Raw genomic sequence first — 16999 nt, 5'->3', positions numbered from 1 at the left:
TATAATGAGGAGTGCCTGACATTTTTCGGGCACATTTGTTGGTGAACAGCCGCGCTCTCTATCGCCACCATCCGGTGAAGCGTATGGGACGCCAACAAACAAAGGCTGGAGGCAACATGGTTCAATCAGCAGATGCCGTGCATAAAGCAGCGGCCGGACACATACCCGCATTTATAACACCCCCAGGTCAAACCGATGTACTTTTGAACATCGTCATTATTTTTCTTATCTGCGTAGTATTCTTAACTGGTATTCTCTACCTGAGACTCCATGCTCTCCCCGAACACATCGCTCATCAGACGAACAAGATTCAGATTCAGCTTGTTGCTGTATTAGGCTTGATAGCGCTCTTCACCCACAATCAGCTCTTCTGGATTGCAGCTCTTTTGTTGGCAATGACGGATCTTCCAGACTTCCTGTCGCCGGTAACATCAATGGCAAGGTCTCTGCGTACCATTGCTCGGCGAGGACTTCACCTGACGATTCCGCCATCCGCCCCAACGACAGGCGATGATGTTTCGTCACAGACTGCATCACCGACGCCGCAAAATGTTGCCGCTTCGACAACCGCGCCCGACACCGGATTATCCCTCGATCAGAACAAAGAGGAGCAGAAATAATGTTCGAATTCCTGCTTTGTTCGATGATCACCATACTTCCAGATTATCTTTACCGTCGATTTGGCCAGGGAAAGCGAATTGGACACGAGATCACGATCTATTCCATGTGGTTTGAACTCAGATGGGGGATCACGGCGTGCCTCATCCTCACAATTTCCCTGATTACGATGATCTTCTATTACCATCCGTCTACATCTAACGTAACGGCTGCATTTCGAACCGTTACGATCCTTCCTGAAATAGGCGGACGTGTCGATGAGGTATATGTCTCGCGAAACCAGAAGGTAAAAGCCGGCGAGGCGCTCTTCAAGCTCGACGACAGCAAACAAAAAGCCGCGCTGGAAACAGCCCGGAAACGCATTGCAGAAATCGATGCGGAGATGGTTGTCGCCAAAAGCGATCTTGTCGCTGCCGACGCCCGTATCAAGCAAGGTGAGATAGCATTTGTTCAAGCACAGAACGATGTAAACACGCAGCTTGAACTGCAACGCCGCAACTCAAACATCGTCGCCCGCAAGGATATTGAACGTCTCCAGTCGATAGCCGATGGCAAAGGCAGCGAACTGGCAGCCGCAACCGCCAGCAAGCAGACGCTCGAAACCAAAATCACCTCATTACTTCCGGCGCAGAGGGCAAGCACCGAAGCTGCCGCCGCTCAGGCGGAAGTTGAACTTAATAAAACGATCGTGAAGGCGGGCGTTTCGGGAACCGTTCAACAGTTCACCCTGCGCGCAGGTGAAGTCGTCAATCCACTGCTCCGCCCTGCTGGCATACTGGTGCCGGAAACAGCAGGCCGAACGGCTCTTATCGCAGGATTCGGACAGATTGAGGCACAAGTCATGAAGCCCGGCATGATTGCTGAAGCTACATGTATCGGAAAGCCGTTCACGATTATCCCTATGGTTGTAACCGAGGTGCAAGACGTTATCGCTGGCGGACAGGTACGCGCCAGCGATCAGTTGGTCGACATCCAGCAATTGGCGAAACCGGGAACAATCACAGTCACTCTGGAGCCTCTCTACGAAGGACAGCTTGCAGGCATACCCCCGGGTAGCAGTTGTGTGGCCAATGCCTACACGAGCAATCACGAGGAACTGCAATCCGGTGAAGCGGGTACGCTGCGGTCGATATTCCTGCATGCCGTCGACGCAACCGCGCTCGTTCATGCCATGATCCTGCGAATACAAGCCGTGATGATGCCAGTGCAGACCCTTGTGCTTTCTGGGCACTAATTCTCATCACGTCGCCTATGAAACGGGGGGCCATCATGGCTCCCCGTTTTTCCCAACTCACAGGCAAATCACGTCGCAGCAAAACGCTATTTCGCAGGTTTCTTGTGCTAAGCCGTCGCACATCAAGGTGAGCAGAACGAGTGAACTACAGGTAAAAGAGACCTAACTACACGACTTGATATGGATCGGTGTCTCCTCCGTCTTTCCAAGTTCAACACATTTTTGTTCCGAACAGAAAGTCCAGCCTTCAGTCGTCTTGCCGGAGGCAGCCAGAACAATTTCATGACGCGGAGGGATGGTTGGGTGATAGATATACCAACCGTCCTTAAGAACGGCATCGGCAGGTGGATCCATGCCTGCGCCAGAGCCTTTGATGCGAGCTTCTGACAATACCAAGCCCTGGGACGTAACATTCCAGAACTCCTGCCATGGCACTTTCTCAACGCTGTGCGTCCATGAGAGAACAAAGCTCGTGGCGGCGATTTTCAGTACGCCGCCAGCCGTCGCAATGCAGACCGCCATCAACCGGATGACGCGACGACGGAAGGCCGCGATCTCCAGAAATGCCATGCAAGGAAAGCTGCACAGGCAGCAAAACCGAGTTCATCGCTATAGGGATAGGTTGCGAGCATCAGCGCGATAGCGACGAAAGCCCATATGCGTTCCCACATGTTCAACGGCGTTCGAAGATGGCCGATAGCGGCTGCGCCCCATAGCAGAATACTGAGCAGTGCCTTGATGAACATATAGGCGAATGCAGGCCAGAACCCGAGCGTTTCCGAAAGAGGCCCTCCTTCCTGAAGCATGATGACCGGCTCGTACACCGCCATGAAAGGCACGGCAAAACCCGCAACCGCAATACGGATCGCCTGCATGCCGATCTTCATGCCGGACTCGCGCGCGATTGGCGCTGCCGCAAAAGCCGCAAGCGCAACAGGCGGCGTGAGATCAGCCATGATACCGAAATAGAAAACGAACATGTGCGATACCAGAAGCGGCACTTCCAGGTGAAGGAGTGCTGGGCCAGCGATCGAGGATGTGATGATGTAGTTTGGGATAGTCGGAATGCCCATACCGAGTACCAGACAGGCCAGCATGGTCAGCACCAGCGAAAAGAACAGCGAGTTTTCTCCAACGCTGACAATCACACGAGCGAAAGTAGACCCGGCTCCGGTAAGCGCCAGAATGCCAATGATGATGCCAACCAGCGCGCAGGCAACGCCCACGGGCAGCGCATTCTTGGCACCTTCCCCGAGGCTTTGAAGACACAGACTGAGCGTTTCCCGACCACCGCGCACCAGAAAATTTATCATGACCAGCAGCACAACGAGGGCGATGATCAGCGTAATACCGCGCAGGGCATAGCCGAAAATGTTGAAGGTCGTGCCGAAGGCTGCTGCTGACATGACGCCGAGCGCGACCCAGAACAGCACACGCAAAGGCATCGACATCGAGCCGGAAAGCGGCACGCCGAGAATGATGAGCGCGGTCAGACTGAGGCCGACAGTGCCTGCAAAAAGTGGCGTATAGCCGGAGAAAAGGAGCCACACCAATGCGACGAGCGGCAGAACCAGAAACCAGCGTTTTCTGATTGCTTCGAGGGCGCTTGGCATTTCGCTTTTATTGAGGCCTTTCATCTTGAGGCGACGCGCCTCAAGGTCAACCATCACGAAGACAGTTATGAAGTAGAGAATAGCAGGCACGATTGCCGCTTTGACGATCTCAACATAAGGCAGACCCAGCGTTTCAGCCATGATGAAAGCAACCGCCCCCATGACCGGGGGCATGATCTGGCCACCCATAGACGCAACGGCTTCGACACCACCCGCGAATGCCGGGCGGAAACCGGAGCGCTTCATGAGCGGAATGGTGAAAGCGCCCGTGGTCACAACATTGGCGACACCGGAACCGTTGATCGTTCCCATCAAGGCCGACGAAATCACCGAAACTTTTGCAGGGCCGCCACGCGACGCGCCAACCGTTCCCATGGCAATGTCATTGAAGAGTTGGATCATGCCCGCGCGTTCGAGAAATGCGCCGAACAGGATGAAAAGGAAAATATAGCTCGATGAGACATAGATCGGCGTGCCGTAAATTCCTTCTGTTCCCAGAAAGAGAACTTCGACCACCTGCTCGAAATCATATCCGCGATGGTTGAACGGGTGCGGGAGATATTGTCCGAACAAGCCGTAAGCCAGAAAGATCGCGCAGATGAGAGGTAAGGTCCAACCCATCATCTTTTTTCCCGCCCAGAAGACGAGAGCGACCACGAGAATGCCGATTATGATATCCGGCGTGTTGGGTTCGCCAGCCCGGATCACCAGGTCTTCGTAGAAAACCCAATGATAAAGACTGAGCACGAAAGCAACGATGGCCGCCAGCCAGAAGGCCGCTCGCTTTGCAGCGACTGTGCTCGCATTGGCGTAAAGGCCGAAGAGAAGCAGAAGCAGAAATCCGACATGGACGGAGCGGACCACCTGACTTGGCAGTGGTGAATAAGCGGAAGTCCAAAGCTGGAAAACCGAAAAAGCCACGGCGATGGCAAACAGGACTTTTGCGCCTGTGCCTGTGCCCCAGGCGGGAATATGCTCGGCCGATTCTACGGCGCTGTTCTCGCTCTGCGTCATGAACGAACCTTCATCAGATTGTGCATTTAAAATGAACAGTTAAGGGAGCGTTCCGATTAACAAGGATCGGACACCGTCTGTCAGAAAAAGGAAGGAACCCGGGACTGTCACCCGGGTACCAACCGCCGCGCAGGATTGCTGCCAGCCTATTCGATGCCTTTTTCCTTGTAGTAACGCAGAGCACCGGGATGAACCGGAACAGGTGACACGATGGTGCTTTTATCGAGCTTGATTGCCTTTGCGGAAGAATGGGCGGCAGTTAGCTGGTCGAGATTTTCGAATAGCCCCTTGGTCATCTGGTAAACCAGTTCTTCATCCATATCGGGGCGAACGATCAGATAGTTGATCACGGAAGCTGTCACGACATCCTTGTCCTGCCCGCTATAGGTATTCGCCGGGATCGTGTTGACCTGATACGGCGCGCCGATTTTCTCGATAACGTCTGCCGGAACCTCAACCACATTGATGTCCACGGAATTGGCAAGATCGCGCAGCGAGGCGACGCCAAGTCCGGAAGATTGCAAGGTTGCATCCAATTGGCGGTTCTTCATCAGCTCGACGGATTCCGCGAAGGGCAGATATTCGATCTTGCCGAGATCATCATAGGAAAGTCCAGCAGCCCCCAGAATGGTGCGCGCATTGAGTTCGGTTCCCGATTTCGGTGCACCGACGGACAAACGCTTTCCTTTGAGATCAGCCAATGTCTTGATGCCGGATTCCTTGGAGGCGACGATCTGCACATAATTCGGATAGATTGCCGCAAGCGTACTCAGATTGGTGAGCTTCTTTTTAAAACCGGCTGCTTCATTGCCTTCATAGGCATCGCGCAGGGAATCGCCCAGCGTGAACGCCACTTCACCCCGGCCGCTGTTGATGAGATTGATATTCTCAATGGATGCTTTCGTCGCCTGAACCGAGGGACGCACATCAGGAATGCTCGAGTAGATTTTTTCCATAGCGACGCCGAGCGGGTAGTAGACACCACTGGTGCCACCGGTCAGAATATTTACAAACTCCTCGGCTTTCGCTTGCGCAGCACCGAACACAAGCCCCAATGCGGCAGCCAGAGAAACAGTCGTTTTCCGATTAAAGATTTGCATACTTCCTCCTCACTCCAATAGATTTTGCCATGGTGCAGACACCACGACTAAGCGGGAAGTTTTTCTAGATTACTTCCCCCACTGCATTTCATAAGGTCCTCCCACGGAACTGCGAAGACGCTAACGCATTCTGGGGAGAATCCAAAATGTTTTTGACCGTTATTGCCCAGTGAGTTTAATTCACCATGTTTGCTTTGAAGACGACGAGGTTCTGCCACCGTTATGCAGAGCGCACGGCAAAGCCGTGTTTCAACCAAGATCAAAGCCCACTCGTCCGGGGCTAGCAGTTAACTCGCCAGTGAGAGGTCTGTTACTGGTTCAAACCAGGATAGAAGCTGTCTGCTTTCAGGTCTTACCATTTGAGTAAAACGCGCCCGCCAATCATGCCCAAAAAACCCATGATTGCGATGCCGAGCGTATACCAGATTGCAATAAACGGCATTCCGGATTCCGGACAGTGTAGTGAATAGATAAGAACTCCTACGGCGCCAGCAACGATACCGGCGACAAGACCGGTCAGAGCAGGATTTGCCGGAGCAAGCCGCCGCATGGCAGTAAGCAGAAACCCGAGCATGGGAAGAGCGATGAGAACAATCAACCATGGACAGACCAACGCCGTCCGCCCCCATATCAACACCTCTGCTTGTCCGGGCTCGGCGTTCAGCAGCTGGATTGATGCAGCGCCTGCAAGACAAGCCAGAAGTATGGCCAGCGGCAACCAGTGCAATCCCGTGCGAACGGGCCGCGACAAGGTGAATAATGCGGGGATCAGTATCAATAAAAGCAGGACTGCGTAGCCGAATTTCATCCAATAGGCTGTCGTCGTCATCGCCAACAACAAATCGTGACGCACGCCAAGGAAAACCAGCATAATCGCAAGCCCGCCTACAATGCCTCCCGTCGCATAGCGCAAGAAAAGCTGGCGCATTGCGTGAGGGCCAACCGGTTTGACATCTGCTGTCAGCTTGTCGATCAGATCATCGGTCATGCCCTTTGCCTCCAAATCTTTTCGCTATTGTTGCAAGACCGCGGTGAATGGCGACTTTGACCGCGCTCTGGCTCAAGCCGGTGTCACGTGCAGCTTCATCTATGGATTGTCCCTCGATTTTTACTTTGCGGATCAAACCTGCCGTGCGTTCGGAAACACCGCTCAACATCCGGTCCACATCCATGCGCGCATCGGCGGCTTCAGCATCATCGGACACAGGAACATCCTCTTCCAGAGGTGTAGCAGTCTCACGCCCGTGACGGCGTAGATGATCGACAAGCTTGTGATGTGCGATTCCATTCACCCAGGGTAGAAACGCCATGCCTCGATCATAGGTTATGCGTCGGGTATGGATCGCCAGCAAAGTCTCCTGAATAAGGTCCTCCGCTTGCGATTTATCGCCGAAAAGACGCCGCAGAAAATAAGGTTTCAGTCGGCGCGACAGATCCTCAAGCAAGGTCCGATAGGCTGCCTTGTCTCCGTCGAGCGCCAATATCATCAGTTTTTTCAACCTCTCTTCGTTCGAATAGGTCAGGTTACAACTCCCAATCACCGGCATATTCGTGAAAGAAGCGGAAAAGGTTACATCTTCCAATGAGGTGATCACATCGCCGTGATCGGTGTAACCATTTGCCTCTGCCTGTCGAAACTCCTCCCGTTACGCGCCGCTGGCGCCCAGATGAACAGGAGTATCGTCATGACCATCAAACAGAACATCATCGTCCTTCCGGCGCTCGCCCTGCTTGCCGCTATATCTTTCACGCCGGTTTCTTTCGCGCAAGACGCGATGAAAACCGACACCATGAAGTCTGACACTATGAAGAAGGATTCCATGGGCAAGCATGACGCCATGAAAGGTGACGCCATGCATAGCGATACAAAAAAGAAAATGAAGAAACATGACGACAAAGCGATGAAGAGCGATGCCATGAAACAGGACGCAATGCAGTCCGACTCCATGAAGAAGCCACAGTAATTGTTCTGGCCCGCCAGTCTTCCCTCACGATTGGCGGGCAAATTACCGGAGCGCAACATCATGAAACAGCTCGTCTATCGCCAGCGTCTGCTGACGCGTCTCACACACTGGATTTGGGCCGCAAGCCTCTTCTTTCTGCTGCTGTCCGGGCTGCAGATATTCAATGCGCACCCCACACTCTATCTCGGCAACGAATCCGGTTTCGACTATGATAATGCCATTCTGGCAATTTATGCCGTCGAGGGCGAAAGCGGCCCTGAAGGTCGTGTCGATATCTTGGGTAAAAGCTTCCAGACAACCGGTTTTCTCGGCGTATCGGGAGCCACAAGCGCTCCCGACTATCAGGCATTTCCCCCAGCGTTGATCATTCCGTCCTATCGCGATCTGGCAACCGGACGTGTGGTTCACTTCTTCTTCGCCTGGGTTCTGGTGGGCACGCTCATGCTATGGTTGATCGGCAGTGTTCTGAACAGGCATCTGAAGAACGAGCTACTGCCATCTGCATTGGATATAAAGAGCCTGCCCGGCGATTTTCTCAACCATCTGAAATTTCGTTTCCAGCATGGGAAAACATACAATCCTATGCAGAAACTGACCTATTGCATGGTGTTTTTCGGGCTTTTCCCGATGGTTATAATTACGGGGCTGGCCATGTCTCCCGGCATGGATGCCATACTGCCGCTGACGGAATGGCTCGGCGGACGCCAGACAGCCCGCACTCTTCATTTTGTAGCTGTTTTCCTGCTTTGCGCATTCGTCGTCATTCATATCGTGATGGTGCTTGCGGCAGGTCCGTTCAACGAAATGCGATCGATGATTTCTGGTTGGTATCGCGCCGATCTTCCGAAAAAAGACGAGGACAGGCATCCATGAGCAAGCTGAATCTTTCCAGACGAAAGTTCCTAACTTTTTCCGGAGCCGCAGCCTCTTCCATTATGTTGAGCGGTTGTGATGCTTTCGATTTTGTCGGCAACAACGAAAGCGCTACGCGGCAAGTCCTCGAAAAGGCGAACGATCTGACCTACCTCATTCAACGGCAACTGCAGGGACATAATGCACTTGCAAGGGAGTATGGGGAAAGCGAGCTGCGTCAGGGTCAAAAACCGAATGGTGAAACTAATCCTGCGACGGAAGAATATGAAGCACTTCGCGCAGCCGATTTCTCAGACTATGTTTTGCAGGTAACAGGTCTCGTGGAAAAACCGGCAAGTTTTTCGCTGGAGCAACTGCGCAACATGCCAGGGCGCACCCAGATCACCCGCCACGACTGCGTGGAAGGCTGGAGTACAATCGCCAAATGGACAGGCGTTCCCTTGAGCCAGATTCTCAATGCGGCACGTCCCACGCCATCCGCACGCTTTGTCGTCTTCCACTGCTTCGATAGGGTAGACGGCGCGAAAGGAGCAGCGTCATTTTACGGCAGCATAGATCTCATCGACGCCCGTCATCCGCAGACTATTTTGGCATATGGTCTCAATGATCGTGTCCTGCCGGTAGAAAACGGAGCTCCGCTTCGTCTGCGCGTAGAGAGACAACTCGGATACAAGATGAGCAAATACATCAAGTCGATTGAGCTTGTCTCAAGCTTTGCGGCCATTCAAGGTGGGAAAGGTGGTTACTGGGAGGACTATGGCTATGACTGGTATGGTGGAATATGAGCCTTTGAAATGCCCGGCTCCGGTGCTGGTTAAACGCAGATATTCCGAGTGGAATAAGCACTTTCCGCACTGGAACAAAGCGGCCACTAATTATTTTGGATCTTCGTGACCGGATTATCAGCCCCCAAAGCACGCTTCACCGCTGCACGCGCCGACGCCAGATCCGGCATGACCCAGTTCGGCTCGCTACCAAGAAACTTATCAAGAAATGCTATCGCATAACCCGGCATTTCCGAGACGTTTTCCTTGTAAGACCACCATGTCCGCAGCTCATCAGCACACTGATCGATATCCGGAACAGTACCGAATTCCTGCTCCTGCACAGCAGCAATCGCGCAGATACAGTAGTTTGTGTAGAGAAAACCTTCTGGCCAGAAGCTGACGATTTCGTAAAGACGCGCGGCATCGTCTGCAGCGTGCTTTGGCGGCGAAACGACCTTCGCAGGTGACAAGCGGATCAGCTCTCGCAACACAAGGCCCGCAGCAAAGGTGATGAAATCCTTACGATCCACCTTGGCGAAACGCTTGTTCTGATTAACGAGCTCCACCCAGTTTAGGAAGGCTTCTGTGAGCTTCTTTTCATCAATCTCATATTCGACGCCATAAAGCTCATGCAGTAAGCTCGCATGTTTACGGAACGTCGCCCTGAACCAACGCAGCTGGCGCAGTCGATGACGCAAATCTGGCATCGATGCCATTTGTTCTCTGAGTAGCAAATCCATGTTGCGAGCGGCCTCCCGTTTACAAACGACATTATGCGAAACCGATTGCAATGTCAGTCGTCATTCGTCTTCATTTGCTGACAAAATTATACATATTGACATTCAAGAAGACAAATGTTCTCTATTTACTGAAGGACGAACTCGGAAAATATCCTATTCGTCCTTCGTGGGAGGAGAACAAAATGGCTATCTGGCAATGGGCTTTGCTGGCGCTCGCCTTGCTTTGGGGCTTTCAGTCTCTGGGCGTCTGGTTTCAGATGCGTCACTATTCCGATGTGATGAAAGGCATCACCTCGAAATATTCTGACGGCTTTGTCGGCGCGGGTCATGTGCGAGGTCGCTTTGGCAGAGGCGTCATTGTTTTACTCGTCGTAGACCGCAACTTGGTGGTGCGACGCTTCCTGCAAATGAGCGGACGAACAGTTTTTGCAAAATTCAGCCGCCGCGAAGGCTTTGAGGGAATGCGCCTCAGCGAGTTGCAGGACAATCCCGCAATTGGAGAAGGAACGCCTGAAGTGGTGGCTGCTGCCAAGCAGGCGATAGAGCAGATCGGTCGCATAAGAGATCAATCCGATGGGATCGAACTCGAAGGTCTGAAGGCAGTGGGAGCATAGGAGTTGCTTGCCTGAAACAAGCAATCGAGGAGGAGCAATGTCGATAGTGACGATGTTGGCACAACATGCTGACGTAACAATGCAATCTATACATATGGCCGGCAGCATGATTTCCGATGCGGCCCTGCATGGCAAACATGCCGCAGAGCACGCCGGAAATGATCTTCTGCAGCTTGCACAAGCAACAACCACCGCGCCAGCCGATGCCGGCAGCGGCGGAATTACCGTTGATCAGTTCAAGGAACGCCTTCAGAACGTCCAGCAGGAAGAACAGCTGGGCTGGCTTGCTTCGATCGGCAAGCATTTCATTGGCGTCTTCCAGAAGGGTGGCGAAGTTTTTGCCGGGTTTGTAACGGGTATTATCCCGACGCTCGTCGTGTTGATGACCGCCTTCTATGCCGTAACCGAACTGGTCGGTGAAAAGCGCGTCCACGGCATTGCCCGCAGCGCCGGACGTATCGCGCTTACCCGCTATACGGTTCTGCCGGTTCTTTCGGTGTTCTTCCTGACCAACCCGATGGCCTACACATTCGGGTCGTTTCTGGACGAAAAATACAAGCCCGCCTTCTATGACGCGGCTGTTTCCTATGTTCATCCGCCACTGGGTCTCTTCCCGCATATCAATCCGGGCGAATACTTTGTCTGGGGCGGCGTGCTCGTTGCACTTCTCGAACTTGAGAAGAAGGGCGCTGTTCCAACGGGTTATCACATCAACGTCGCCATCTGGTACGCCATCGTTGGTCTCGTCGTGATCCTCCTTAAAGGCATGCTCACAGAACGCATCACCGCCATCATGGCGCGGCGTCAAGGCATTGAGCTTTAAGCGGGAATTGGGGAGGACGACATGGTAAAGACCTATAAGGCAGTTAAAATTTCCCGCGGCTCAAATGGCTGGGGCGGTCCGCTTGTCATTCAGCCGACAGAGCAACGCAACAAGGTGGTTTCGGTCACTGGCGGCGGCATTCATCCGCTTGCACGCCGGATTGCCGAACTGACCGGAGCAGAGGCCGTTGACGGCTTCCGCTCACCACCAATTGAAAGCGAAATGGCAGTCGTGGTTGTCGATTGTGGCGGCACTGCCCGCTGCGGCGTCTATCCGCGCAAGCGCATTCCAACGGTAAACATCACACCGGTTGGACAATCCGGGCCACTGGCGCAGTTCATCACCGAGGACATTTACGTGTCAGGTGTGAAGCCGGAAGACATCGTTTCTGCTGATGGCTCGGCCGCCGCTGCCCCTGCAGTTGCCGCAGTTGAAGAAGAAGAGTCTGCACCGGTAGAACAGCCGAGCGAAGGCGGCTTGGTCGGACTGATCAGCAGTATCGGTCGTGTTATGGGCCGTGTGGTTGGTATCTTCTTCCAGGCGGGTCGCCGCACAATCGATCAGGTTATCCGTAACGTTTTGCCATTCATGGCATTCGTGACCATGCTGATCGGTCTGATCCTCTATACAGGCATTGGCGATATTCTTGCCCAGCCGCTTGGCCCCCTAGCCAATAATATTGTCGGCTTGCTCGTGCTTTCCGCCATCTGCGGCTTGCCGTTCCTGTCGCCAATCCTCGGACCGGGCGCGGTTATCGCGCAGGTCGTGGGCGTGGCGATCATAGGACCGCAGATCGCCAACGGCACCATCGCTCCGGCCATGGCCCTGCCTGCGCTCTTTGCCTACAACACGCAGGTCGGTTGTGACTTCGTGCCGGTTGGTCTCGCGCTCGGTGAGGCGAAACCCAAGACAATCGAAATTGGTGTTCCGGCAGTTCTGATCAGCCGTCAGATCATGGGGCCACTTTCGGTCCTGATCGCATGGGTTGTCAGCCTCGCAGTGCTTTAAGACGTTCAGCCTGTCGCAGCAAAAGCAGCGGCAGGCAATCTCCCAAACATCTGCAATGTCGGCGTCCCCTGATCACTATTTCCGGGCATCGAAGACCATACCAAGAAAGGACCGCCTCTATGTCGATACATCTGAAAACGCGGATCACCGCGATCGGCCCGGAAGTTGCGGATCTCGCTGAAGGCGGCGTTCTCATTCTTTTTGCAGATGGGTCGCCACCCGAACTCGCTGAAGTTTCCGTAATGCATGTCGTGGAAGAAGGCCCTGAAGCGGCCGCACCTGCTGTCGGAGCCCGCATCACCATCGGCTCGCTCAACGCAGAAATCACTGCTGTCGGTGATAGCGCCTGGCAAAAAGTACGCGAAATCGGCCACGTCGTTATTTCGTTTACGGGCGCACAATCGACAGATCGTCCAGGCGAAATTTGCGCTACTGAAATCGTCGGCGAAGAGCTTGTCGCTGCTCTCAAAGAAGGGCAGATTATCACCATTGGCGGCTGAATCTGGCCATCATTGGATTTGGAATTACGTGTTAAAACAGATAATTGGAACAAGTTTCGACATTCAGGATGTTGGAATGTTTCAGATGTCGCTTTGAGGCTTATATAAATGGAACGCTCGACTATCGTCCGGGTGCATGAAGGGCTGCATGCGCGCCCCGCAACCCGCTTCGTTAAACTGGCCAAGGGTTTTGAAAGCGACATCGAAATCGCCAAGGCCGGGAAAAGCGTAAGTGCCAAAAGCTCCGTCAAGCTGATGCTGCTTGGTGTGAAAGAACTTGATGAAGTGACCGTTCGTGCCGATGGTGCCGATGCCATTGAAGCCATCGAAGCTTTGATTGGCTATCTGGAAAACCCGCAGGCTGGTCTTGAAGAGGCCGCTGCACCCGCTGCTACCCCTCAAGCAGAAACCGCGCCGCCAGCCGCTATTCAGCCTGCGATTACGATAAAGCTGCCCACGGGTCAGATAAAAGGCATTGGTGCGAGCGAAGGCATCTCATTGGGCACTGCGTTTCCGTTTTTTCCTGAAGAAATCAAGCCTTTGGGCCGGAAGCTTGCAGCATCTGAAATAGACACCGAGATTGCCCATTTTAAGTCGGCTATCGCGACGGTACAGCAACGCATGGATGCTTCGCTCTCCAGCGGCAACCTCGCTGACGCTGACAGAGGCATCATTGCGGCATTGAAGGATATTGCTGCGGATGATAGCCTGACCGACGAAGCACTTGGGCTCATTCGAGATGGTTTAGATGCCATTTCGGCGATGCTTGCTGCGGCTTCCACAGTTGCCGGGCAGTTTGCGGCACTCGACGATCACTATCTTATTGCACGTGCAGATGATGTGCATGCCGTCAGTCGCCAGATCTGTCTTGCACTTCTCGGCAAGGAAGATATCAATCTGGAAGGCTTGCCGGAAGGATCGGTGCTTATTGCCGAAGACATCGGCGCCTGGGATCTGGCACGTGCACCGCTCAAGAAAATCAAAGGTGTTGTCTGCGGACATGGCGGCGCCACATCGCATGTTGCGATCATTGCGCGCACGCATGGCATTCCGGCTGTTCTTGGCCTCGGAAGTGCGGTTCAGCAGCTTAAAAATGCTAAAGTCGTTGCTGTAGATGGAAGTAGCGGTATCGTTCATTCAGACCCGGATGCGGCCACCTGCAGCGATATCGAAGCACGCATCGCTGTGGCATTACAGGAAAAGCAGGCGCTTGATGCCTACCGCTCGATAATTCCTCGACGCGCAGATGGAAATATTATCGAAGTTGCCGCCAATATGGGCGCACTTGAGGAGATCGACGTCGCGCTCGAAGCCGGTGCGATGGGTGTTGGTCTTTTCCGTACTGAGCTCCTCTTTATGAAGCATATTCATCTGCCGTCCGAAGATATGCAGGCCGAAACCTATTCGGCACTTCTCAAAGCATTTGCACCACATTCGGTTATTGTCCGGACCCTCGATATCGGTGGCGATAAGCCCATTGCAGGCATCGAGTTTCCCGAGGAAGAAAACCCTTTCCTTGGCTGGCGCGGCATTCGCATGTGTCTGGATCGTTTGGATGTGTTCAAGCCGCAGTTGCGCGCATTGCTGCGCGCAGCGGTCAACGGCAACCTCAAGGTGATGCTGCCGATGGTCTCGGATGTCGAAGAAATTCGCGCAACCAAACGACTGATCGCAGAATGCATCAGCGAACTTACAAACGAAGGTAAAGCTTTCGCCCAGTTCGACCTTGGCGTTATGATTGAGACACCGGCGGCTGTTTTTGCCGCCAGAGAACTCGCAAAAGAAGCGGCTTTCTTCTCCATCGGCACCAATGATCTCACGCAATATGTGATGGCTGCGGATCGGCTCAATCCAACCGTTGCGAAGCTCAACGACGTAAGCCACCCGGCTGTCATGGCGGCAATTGAGATGACCGCAAAGGCGGGTACCGAAGCAGGCATCATGGTGGGCATGTGCGGCGAAGCTGCAGGAAAGCCGGAACTCATCGGCGAATTCCTGCGCATGGGACTGACCGAGCTCAGCATGAGTCCGGCTTCAATTCCCCGCGCAAAAAAGCTGATCGCAGATATGTTTGGAAACTAAACTTCATCTGCGACGCATCTATAAAACAAAGCCCGGATCATCGTATCCGGGCTTTGTTTTATGGCAGGTGTGCAATCAAGGTCTGGAACAGATTTTCGAGCTGTGGATGATCTCGATCTTCAGCAGCCTGCATCAGACGCTCATGTCTTGCGTCCAAAGCCAGAATGGCGCTCTCAAGTGGGTCAATTCCTTCCAGGTCGCCAGCTTTCGCTGTGGCCAGTCCGCATGCCAGGCCAACAGCAGCGAAACACATTGTTTCGAATTTACGCAAAGCCTGCGGATCGCAATGGCCATCCAATGAAATAAAACGAACCGGCTTTTCCGCGAGAAGCTCGAAAAACATGGCCGTGATGGCCTTGGCCGTTTCGGCTACTTTTTTGTCGCCCGCCTCGGCGGCAACCGCGCTCTTCAAGAGAGCTCCATGTTTGCGCATTACTTTTGCATGCACGGTGACAAACACAGCTTCCTGAATCAGCACATTCTGCAACTGATGGCGGCGGAGCACTTCTTTGGTGAGATAGTACATATCCTTGCGGAACGCGCGCCCACCTTCAGCTCCTGCGCCGAAATAGACTGACAGGCTTCTCACATGCGGCGCACTGTTATGAACATTCGGGTTCGATGAAATCAACGAAATGGAGATTGTTTCAGCCGTCGTCAGCGCCTTGTCCATCATGCTCGCAGCATGTCCAAGCAGCAGTTCCGGTGACACGATTTCACCCGGCCGGGAAGCGGCCTGTTCGCCCTGCAAACTTTCATGACGATTGCGACGAATCATGTATCGAACCTCGCGCAGACGGTCCTTCAGATTGACTGCAATTTCTTCCGAAAGAATGCGTAGCATGTTCATTTTCCTTAACCGAAGCGCCACCGGAACAGCCTGGACAGAGCACATGAATTATTGTTTGCCTTCACGTGGAAAAGCAATAGGTTCGCTTTAAGAGTATCACTTCTATAAAGCAGTATTGCGCCAATAATTTGAGGGATTATTTTGAAAAAAGCTGGCAAGAAGACGCAAAAGAATCCGGAGACCGCTGACCTCATCATTGGATCGGAAGGCGTTGCCGCTGAAAACCGCACGAGCCGGCTGAGAACGCGTGCTGCGTGGATGTATTATGTCGAACAAATGACCCAGAACGACATTGCTGAAGCGCTTGGCGTCGGCCGTGTCACAATCGTTCGCCTTCTTGCTGATGCCCGTGCTCGCAATGAAGTAAAAATTACCATCGAAGGCAAGCTGGCAAGCCTGACCGCATTGGAAGTGGAGCTTGAAAAGACCTTTGGTCTGGAACGCGCGATTGTCGCGCCGCTCTCTTCATCCGACATTGATCCTATTCCACCGATCAGTGCTGCCACCGGCGCTTATCTGTCGGAAAAGGTGCAGCACGGTATGACGATTGGCGTCGGCTGGGGGCGTACCCTTTCCAGCACTCTGCAGCACATCGGTGCCCGCCCACTCAACGATTTGAAAGTCATCTCGCTGCTCGGCGGCATCGTGCAACCACGCCGTTCCAATCCGCCGGAATTTGCCTGGCAGTTTGCGCAGATTTTTCAGGGTGAAGGCTATCTTATCCCCGCCCCTGCTCTGGTTGATAGCAAAGAGACACGGATAGCTCTTATCGAACGTTGCGGATTGAATACTGTGCTGGATATGGCCGAAGAATTGGACATGGTTCTGCTCAGCGTCGGCGACATTCAAACCGCCAGCAGCACGTCTTATCGCGTCGGCCTGATTGACGAGGAACAGAAGCTATCGCTCATTGCAAATGGCGCTGTTGGCGACGTACTTTTCCACTTCTATGACAAGAACGGCAAGATCGTTGATGATCCCGTGCATGATCGCGTTATGTCGGCCAAAATTGAAAGTCTTCAGAAGACGCCGCAACGTATTCTTACATCAGGCGGCAAAGAGAAGATTGCCGCTCTGCTTGGTGCAATCGAACTTCTGAAACCCACCGTTCTCATCACCGATGAAGAAAGTGCGACACAGATGCTCAAGGACAAGGCGCAGTCCGAGTAACAACAAAAAGCACATCGTCACAAACAATG

18 protein-coding genes are annotated in these 16999 nt (G+C 53.4%); 11 read left to right on the top strand and 7 right to left on the bottom strand.

All coding sequences use genetic code 11. The annotated features are described in order from the left end of the window. The first annotated feature begins 116 nt into the window (after positions 1 to 116). A complete protein-coding gene (locus ABDF71_RS21270) occupies positions 117 to 620 on the top strand; it encodes a hypothetical protein (protein ID WP_036596005.1) in 504 nt (167 codons plus the stop codon). After that, positions 620 to 1852, top strand: a complete 1233-nt coding sequence (locus tag ABDF71_RS21265; protein ID WP_258125129.1) for an HlyD family secretion protein — start codon at positions 620 to 622, stop codon at positions 1850 to 1852. The genes ABDF71_RS21270 and ABDF71_RS21265 overlap by 1 nt, the downstream gene beginning before the upstream one ends. A 162-nt stretch (positions 1853 to 2014) precedes the next feature. On the opposite strand, the gene ABDF71_RS21260 is transcribed toward ABDF71_RS21265, so the two are convergent. The 5 genes from ABDF71_RS21260 to ABDF71_RS21240 all read right to left on the bottom strand — a co-directional run bounded on the left by ABDF71_RS21260 (position 2015) and on the right by ABDF71_RS21240 (position 7066). Beyond that, positions 2015 to 2374 carry a DUF1850 domain-containing protein gene (locus ABDF71_RS21260; protein ID WP_373418767.1) on the bottom strand — a complete coding sequence of 120 codons (360 nt, stop codon included), beginning with the start codon at positions 2372 to 2374 and terminating at the stop codon, positions 2015 to 2017. Then, positions 2374 to 4479: a TRAP transporter permease gene (locus ABDF71_RS21255; protein ID WP_258125127.1), complete on the bottom strand. Its 2106-nt coding sequence runs from the start codon at positions 4477 to 4479 to the stop codon at positions 2374 to 2376. Before ABDF71_RS21255 ends, ABDF71_RS21260 begins: the two co-directional genes overlap by 1 nt. A 146-nt stretch (positions 4480 to 4625) precedes the next feature. Beyond that, positions 4626 to 5579 (bottom strand): TAXI family TRAP transporter solute-binding subunit, encoded by a 954-nt coding sequence (locus ABDF71_RS21250; RefSeq protein WP_036588587.1) that lies wholly within the window; start codon positions 5577 to 5579, stop codon positions 4626 to 4628. 352 nt (positions 5580 to 5931) lie between these two features. Next, positions 5932 to 6567: an NrsF family protein gene (locus tag ABDF71_RS21245; protein ID WP_258125126.1), complete on the bottom strand. Its 636-nt coding sequence runs from the start codon at positions 6565 to 6567 to the stop codon at positions 5932 to 5934. Next, on the bottom strand, positions 6557 to 7066 hold the full coding sequence (locus ABDF71_RS21240; RefSeq protein ID WP_029926457.1) for a sigma-70 family RNA polymerase sigma factor: 510 nt from the start codon (positions 7064 to 7066) through the stop codon (positions 6557 to 6559). The genes ABDF71_RS21245 and ABDF71_RS21240 overlap by 11 nt, the downstream gene beginning before the upstream one ends. A gap of 198 nt (positions 7067 to 7264) precedes the next feature. Here ABDF71_RS21240 and ABDF71_RS21235 point away from each other — a divergent pair, with 198 nt between their 5' ends. The 3 genes from ABDF71_RS21235 to ABDF71_RS21225 are packed head-to-tail and all read left to right on the top strand — an operon-like array spanning position 7265 to position 9201. Then, complete coding sequence (locus ABDF71_RS21235; protein ID WP_029926454.1) at positions 7265 to 7543, top strand: pentapeptide MXKDX repeat protein; 279 nt, start codon at positions 7265 to 7267, stop codon at positions 7541 to 7543. Positions 7544 to 7603: 60 nt separating this feature from the next. Then, on the top strand, positions 7604 to 8416 hold the full coding sequence (locus ABDF71_RS21230; RefSeq protein WP_258125125.1) for a cytochrome b/b6 domain-containing protein: 813 nt from the start codon (positions 7604 to 7606) through the stop codon (positions 8414 to 8416). After that, the gene (locus ABDF71_RS21225; protein ID WP_151616590.1) at positions 8413 to 9201 is read left to right on the top strand and encodes a molybdopterin-binding protein; all 789 of its coding nucleotides are present in this window, start codon (positions 8413 to 8415) and stop codon (positions 9199 to 9201) included. Before ABDF71_RS21230 ends, ABDF71_RS21225 begins: the two co-directional genes overlap by 4 nt. Positions 9202 to 9287: 86 nt before the next feature. Here the strand turns inward: ABDF71_RS21225 and ABDF71_RS21220 are convergent, their stop codons facing one another. Further along, positions 9288 to 9923: a hypothetical protein gene (locus ABDF71_RS21220; RefSeq protein WP_029376018.1), complete on the bottom strand. Its 636-nt coding sequence runs from the start codon at positions 9921 to 9923 to the stop codon at positions 9288 to 9290. A gap of 182 nt (positions 9924 to 10105) precedes the next feature. Here ABDF71_RS21220 and ABDF71_RS21215 point away from each other — a divergent pair, with 182 nt between their 5' ends. The 5 genes from ABDF71_RS21215 (at position 10106) to ptsP (ending at position 14950) form a co-directional block, all read left to right on the top strand. Continuing rightward, positions 10106 to 10537, top strand: a complete 432-nt coding sequence (locus tag ABDF71_RS21215; RefSeq protein WP_029376019.1) for a transcriptional regulator GutM — start codon at positions 10106 to 10108, stop codon at positions 10535 to 10537. Positions 10538 to 10574: 37 nt separating this feature from the next. Further along, positions 10575 to 11360 (top strand): PTS glucitol/sorbitol transporter subunit IIC, encoded by a 786-nt coding sequence (gene srlA / locus ABDF71_RS21210; RefSeq protein ID WP_084094417.1) that lies wholly within the window; start codon positions 10575 to 10577, stop codon positions 11358 to 11360. 21 nt (positions 11361 to 11381) lie between these two features. Next, positions 11382 to 12368 (top strand): PTS glucitol/sorbitol transporter subunit IIB, encoded by a 987-nt coding sequence (gene srlE, locus ABDF71_RS21205; RefSeq protein ID WP_151609369.1) that lies wholly within the window; start codon positions 11382 to 11384, stop codon positions 12366 to 12368. 119 nt (positions 12369 to 12487) lie between these two features. Beyond that, complete coding sequence (locus ABDF71_RS21200) at positions 12488 to 12868, top strand: PTS glucitol/sorbitol transporter subunit IIA (protein WP_010659291.1); 381 nt, start codon at positions 12488 to 12490, stop codon at positions 12866 to 12868. A 108-nt stretch (positions 12869 to 12976) separates the two neighbouring features. Continuing rightward, on the top strand, positions 12977 to 14950 hold the full coding sequence (ptsP, locus tag ABDF71_RS21195; RefSeq protein WP_258125124.1) for a phosphoenolpyruvate--protein phosphotransferase: 1974 nt from the start codon (positions 12977 to 12979) through the stop codon (positions 14948 to 14950). Positions 14951 to 15008: 58 nt separating this feature from the next. Here ptsP and ABDF71_RS21190 read toward each other — a convergent pair whose 3' ends face one another. Further along, positions 15009 to 15626, bottom strand: a complete 618-nt coding sequence (locus ABDF71_RS21190) for a hypothetical protein (protein WP_258125123.1) — start codon at positions 15624 to 15626, stop codon at positions 15009 to 15011. Between the two features lie 315 nt (positions 15627 to 15941). On the opposite strand from ABDF71_RS21190, the gene ABDF71_RS21185 reads away from it, so the two are divergent. Continuing rightward, positions 15942 to 16970, top strand: a complete 1029-nt coding sequence (locus ABDF71_RS21185) for a sugar-binding transcriptional regulator (RefSeq protein ID WP_258125122.1) — start codon at positions 15942 to 15944, stop codon at positions 16968 to 16970. The last annotated feature ends 29 nt before the right edge of the window (positions 16971 to 16999 follow it).

The sequence above is a fragment of the Ochrobactrum sp. WV_118_8 genome (genome assembly GCF_039631535.1).
GTDB lineage: Bacteria > Pseudomonadota > Alphaproteobacteria > Rhizobiales > Rhizobiaceae > Brucella > Brucella anthropi.
The sequence above is the reverse complement of the archived record's forward strand: the minus strand, read 5'-3'. Positions and strand labels throughout refer to the sequence as shown.

Excerpts from the sequence above, each read along its gene's own strand:
- ABDF71_RS21255 (WP_258125127.1), bottom strand. The coding sequence starts at position 4,479 with ATGACGCAGAGCGAGAACAGCGCCGTAGAATCGGCCGAGCATATTCCC.
- ABDF71_RS21235 (WP_029926454.1), top strand. The coding sequence starts at position 7,265 with ATGACCATCAAACAGAACATCATCGTCCTTCCGGCGCTCGCCCTGCTT.
- ABDF71_RS21225 (WP_151616590.1), top strand. The coding sequence starts at position 8,413 with ATGAGCAAGCTGAATCTTTCCAGACGAAAGTTCCTAACTTTTTCCGGA.
- ABDF71_RS21220 (WP_029376018.1), bottom strand. The coding sequence starts at position 9,923 with ATGGATTTGCTACTCAGAGAACAAATGGCATCGATGCCAGATTTGCGT.
- ABDF71_RS21215 (WP_029376019.1), top strand. The coding sequence starts at position 10,106 with ATGGCTATCTGGCAATGGGCTTTGCTGGCGCTCGCCTTGCTTTGGGGC.
- ABDF71_RS21230 (WP_258125125.1), top strand. The coding sequence starts at position 7,604 with ATGAAACAGCTCGTCTATCGCCAGCGTCTGCTGACGCGTCTCACACAC.
- ptsP (WP_258125124.1), top strand. The coding sequence starts at position 12,977 with ATGGAACGCTCGACTATCGTCCGGGTGCATGAAGGGCTGCATGCGCGC.
- ABDF71_RS21250 (WP_036588587.1), bottom strand. The coding sequence starts at position 5,579 with ATGCAAATCTTTAATCGGAAAACGACTGTTTCTCTGGCTGCCGCATTG.
- ABDF71_RS21270 (WP_036596005.1), top strand. The coding sequence starts at position 117 with ATGGTTCAATCAGCAGATGCCGTGCATAAAGCAGCGGCCGGACACATA.
- srlE (WP_151609369.1), top strand. The coding sequence starts at position 11,382 with ATGGTAAAGACCTATAAGGCAGTTAAAATTTCCCGCGGCTCAAATGGC.
- ABDF71_RS21240 (WP_029926457.1), bottom strand. The coding sequence starts at position 7,066 with ATGATATTGGCGCTCGACGGAGACAAGGCAGCCTATCGGACCTTGCTT.
- srlA (WP_084094417.1), top strand. The coding sequence starts at position 10,575 with ATGTCGATAGTGACGATGTTGGCACAACATGCTGACGTAACAATGCAA.
- ABDF71_RS21265 (WP_258125129.1), top strand. The coding sequence starts at position 620 with ATGTTCGAATTCCTGCTTTGTTCGATGATCACCATACTTCCAGATTAT.
- ABDF71_RS21200 (WP_010659291.1), top strand. The coding sequence starts at position 12,488 with ATGTCGATACATCTGAAAACGCGGATCACCGCGATCGGCCCGGAAGTT.
- ABDF71_RS21245 (WP_258125126.1), bottom strand. The coding sequence starts at position 6,567 with ATGACCGATGATCTGATCGACAAGCTGACAGCAGATGTCAAACCGGTT.
- ABDF71_RS21260 (WP_373418767.1), bottom strand. The coding sequence starts at position 2,374 with ATGGCGGTCTGCATTGCGACGGCTGGCGGCGTACTGAAAATCGCCGCC.
- ABDF71_RS21190 (WP_258125123.1), bottom strand. The coding sequence starts at position 15,626 with ATGATGGACAAGGCGCTGACGACGGCTGAAACAATCTCCATTTCGTTG.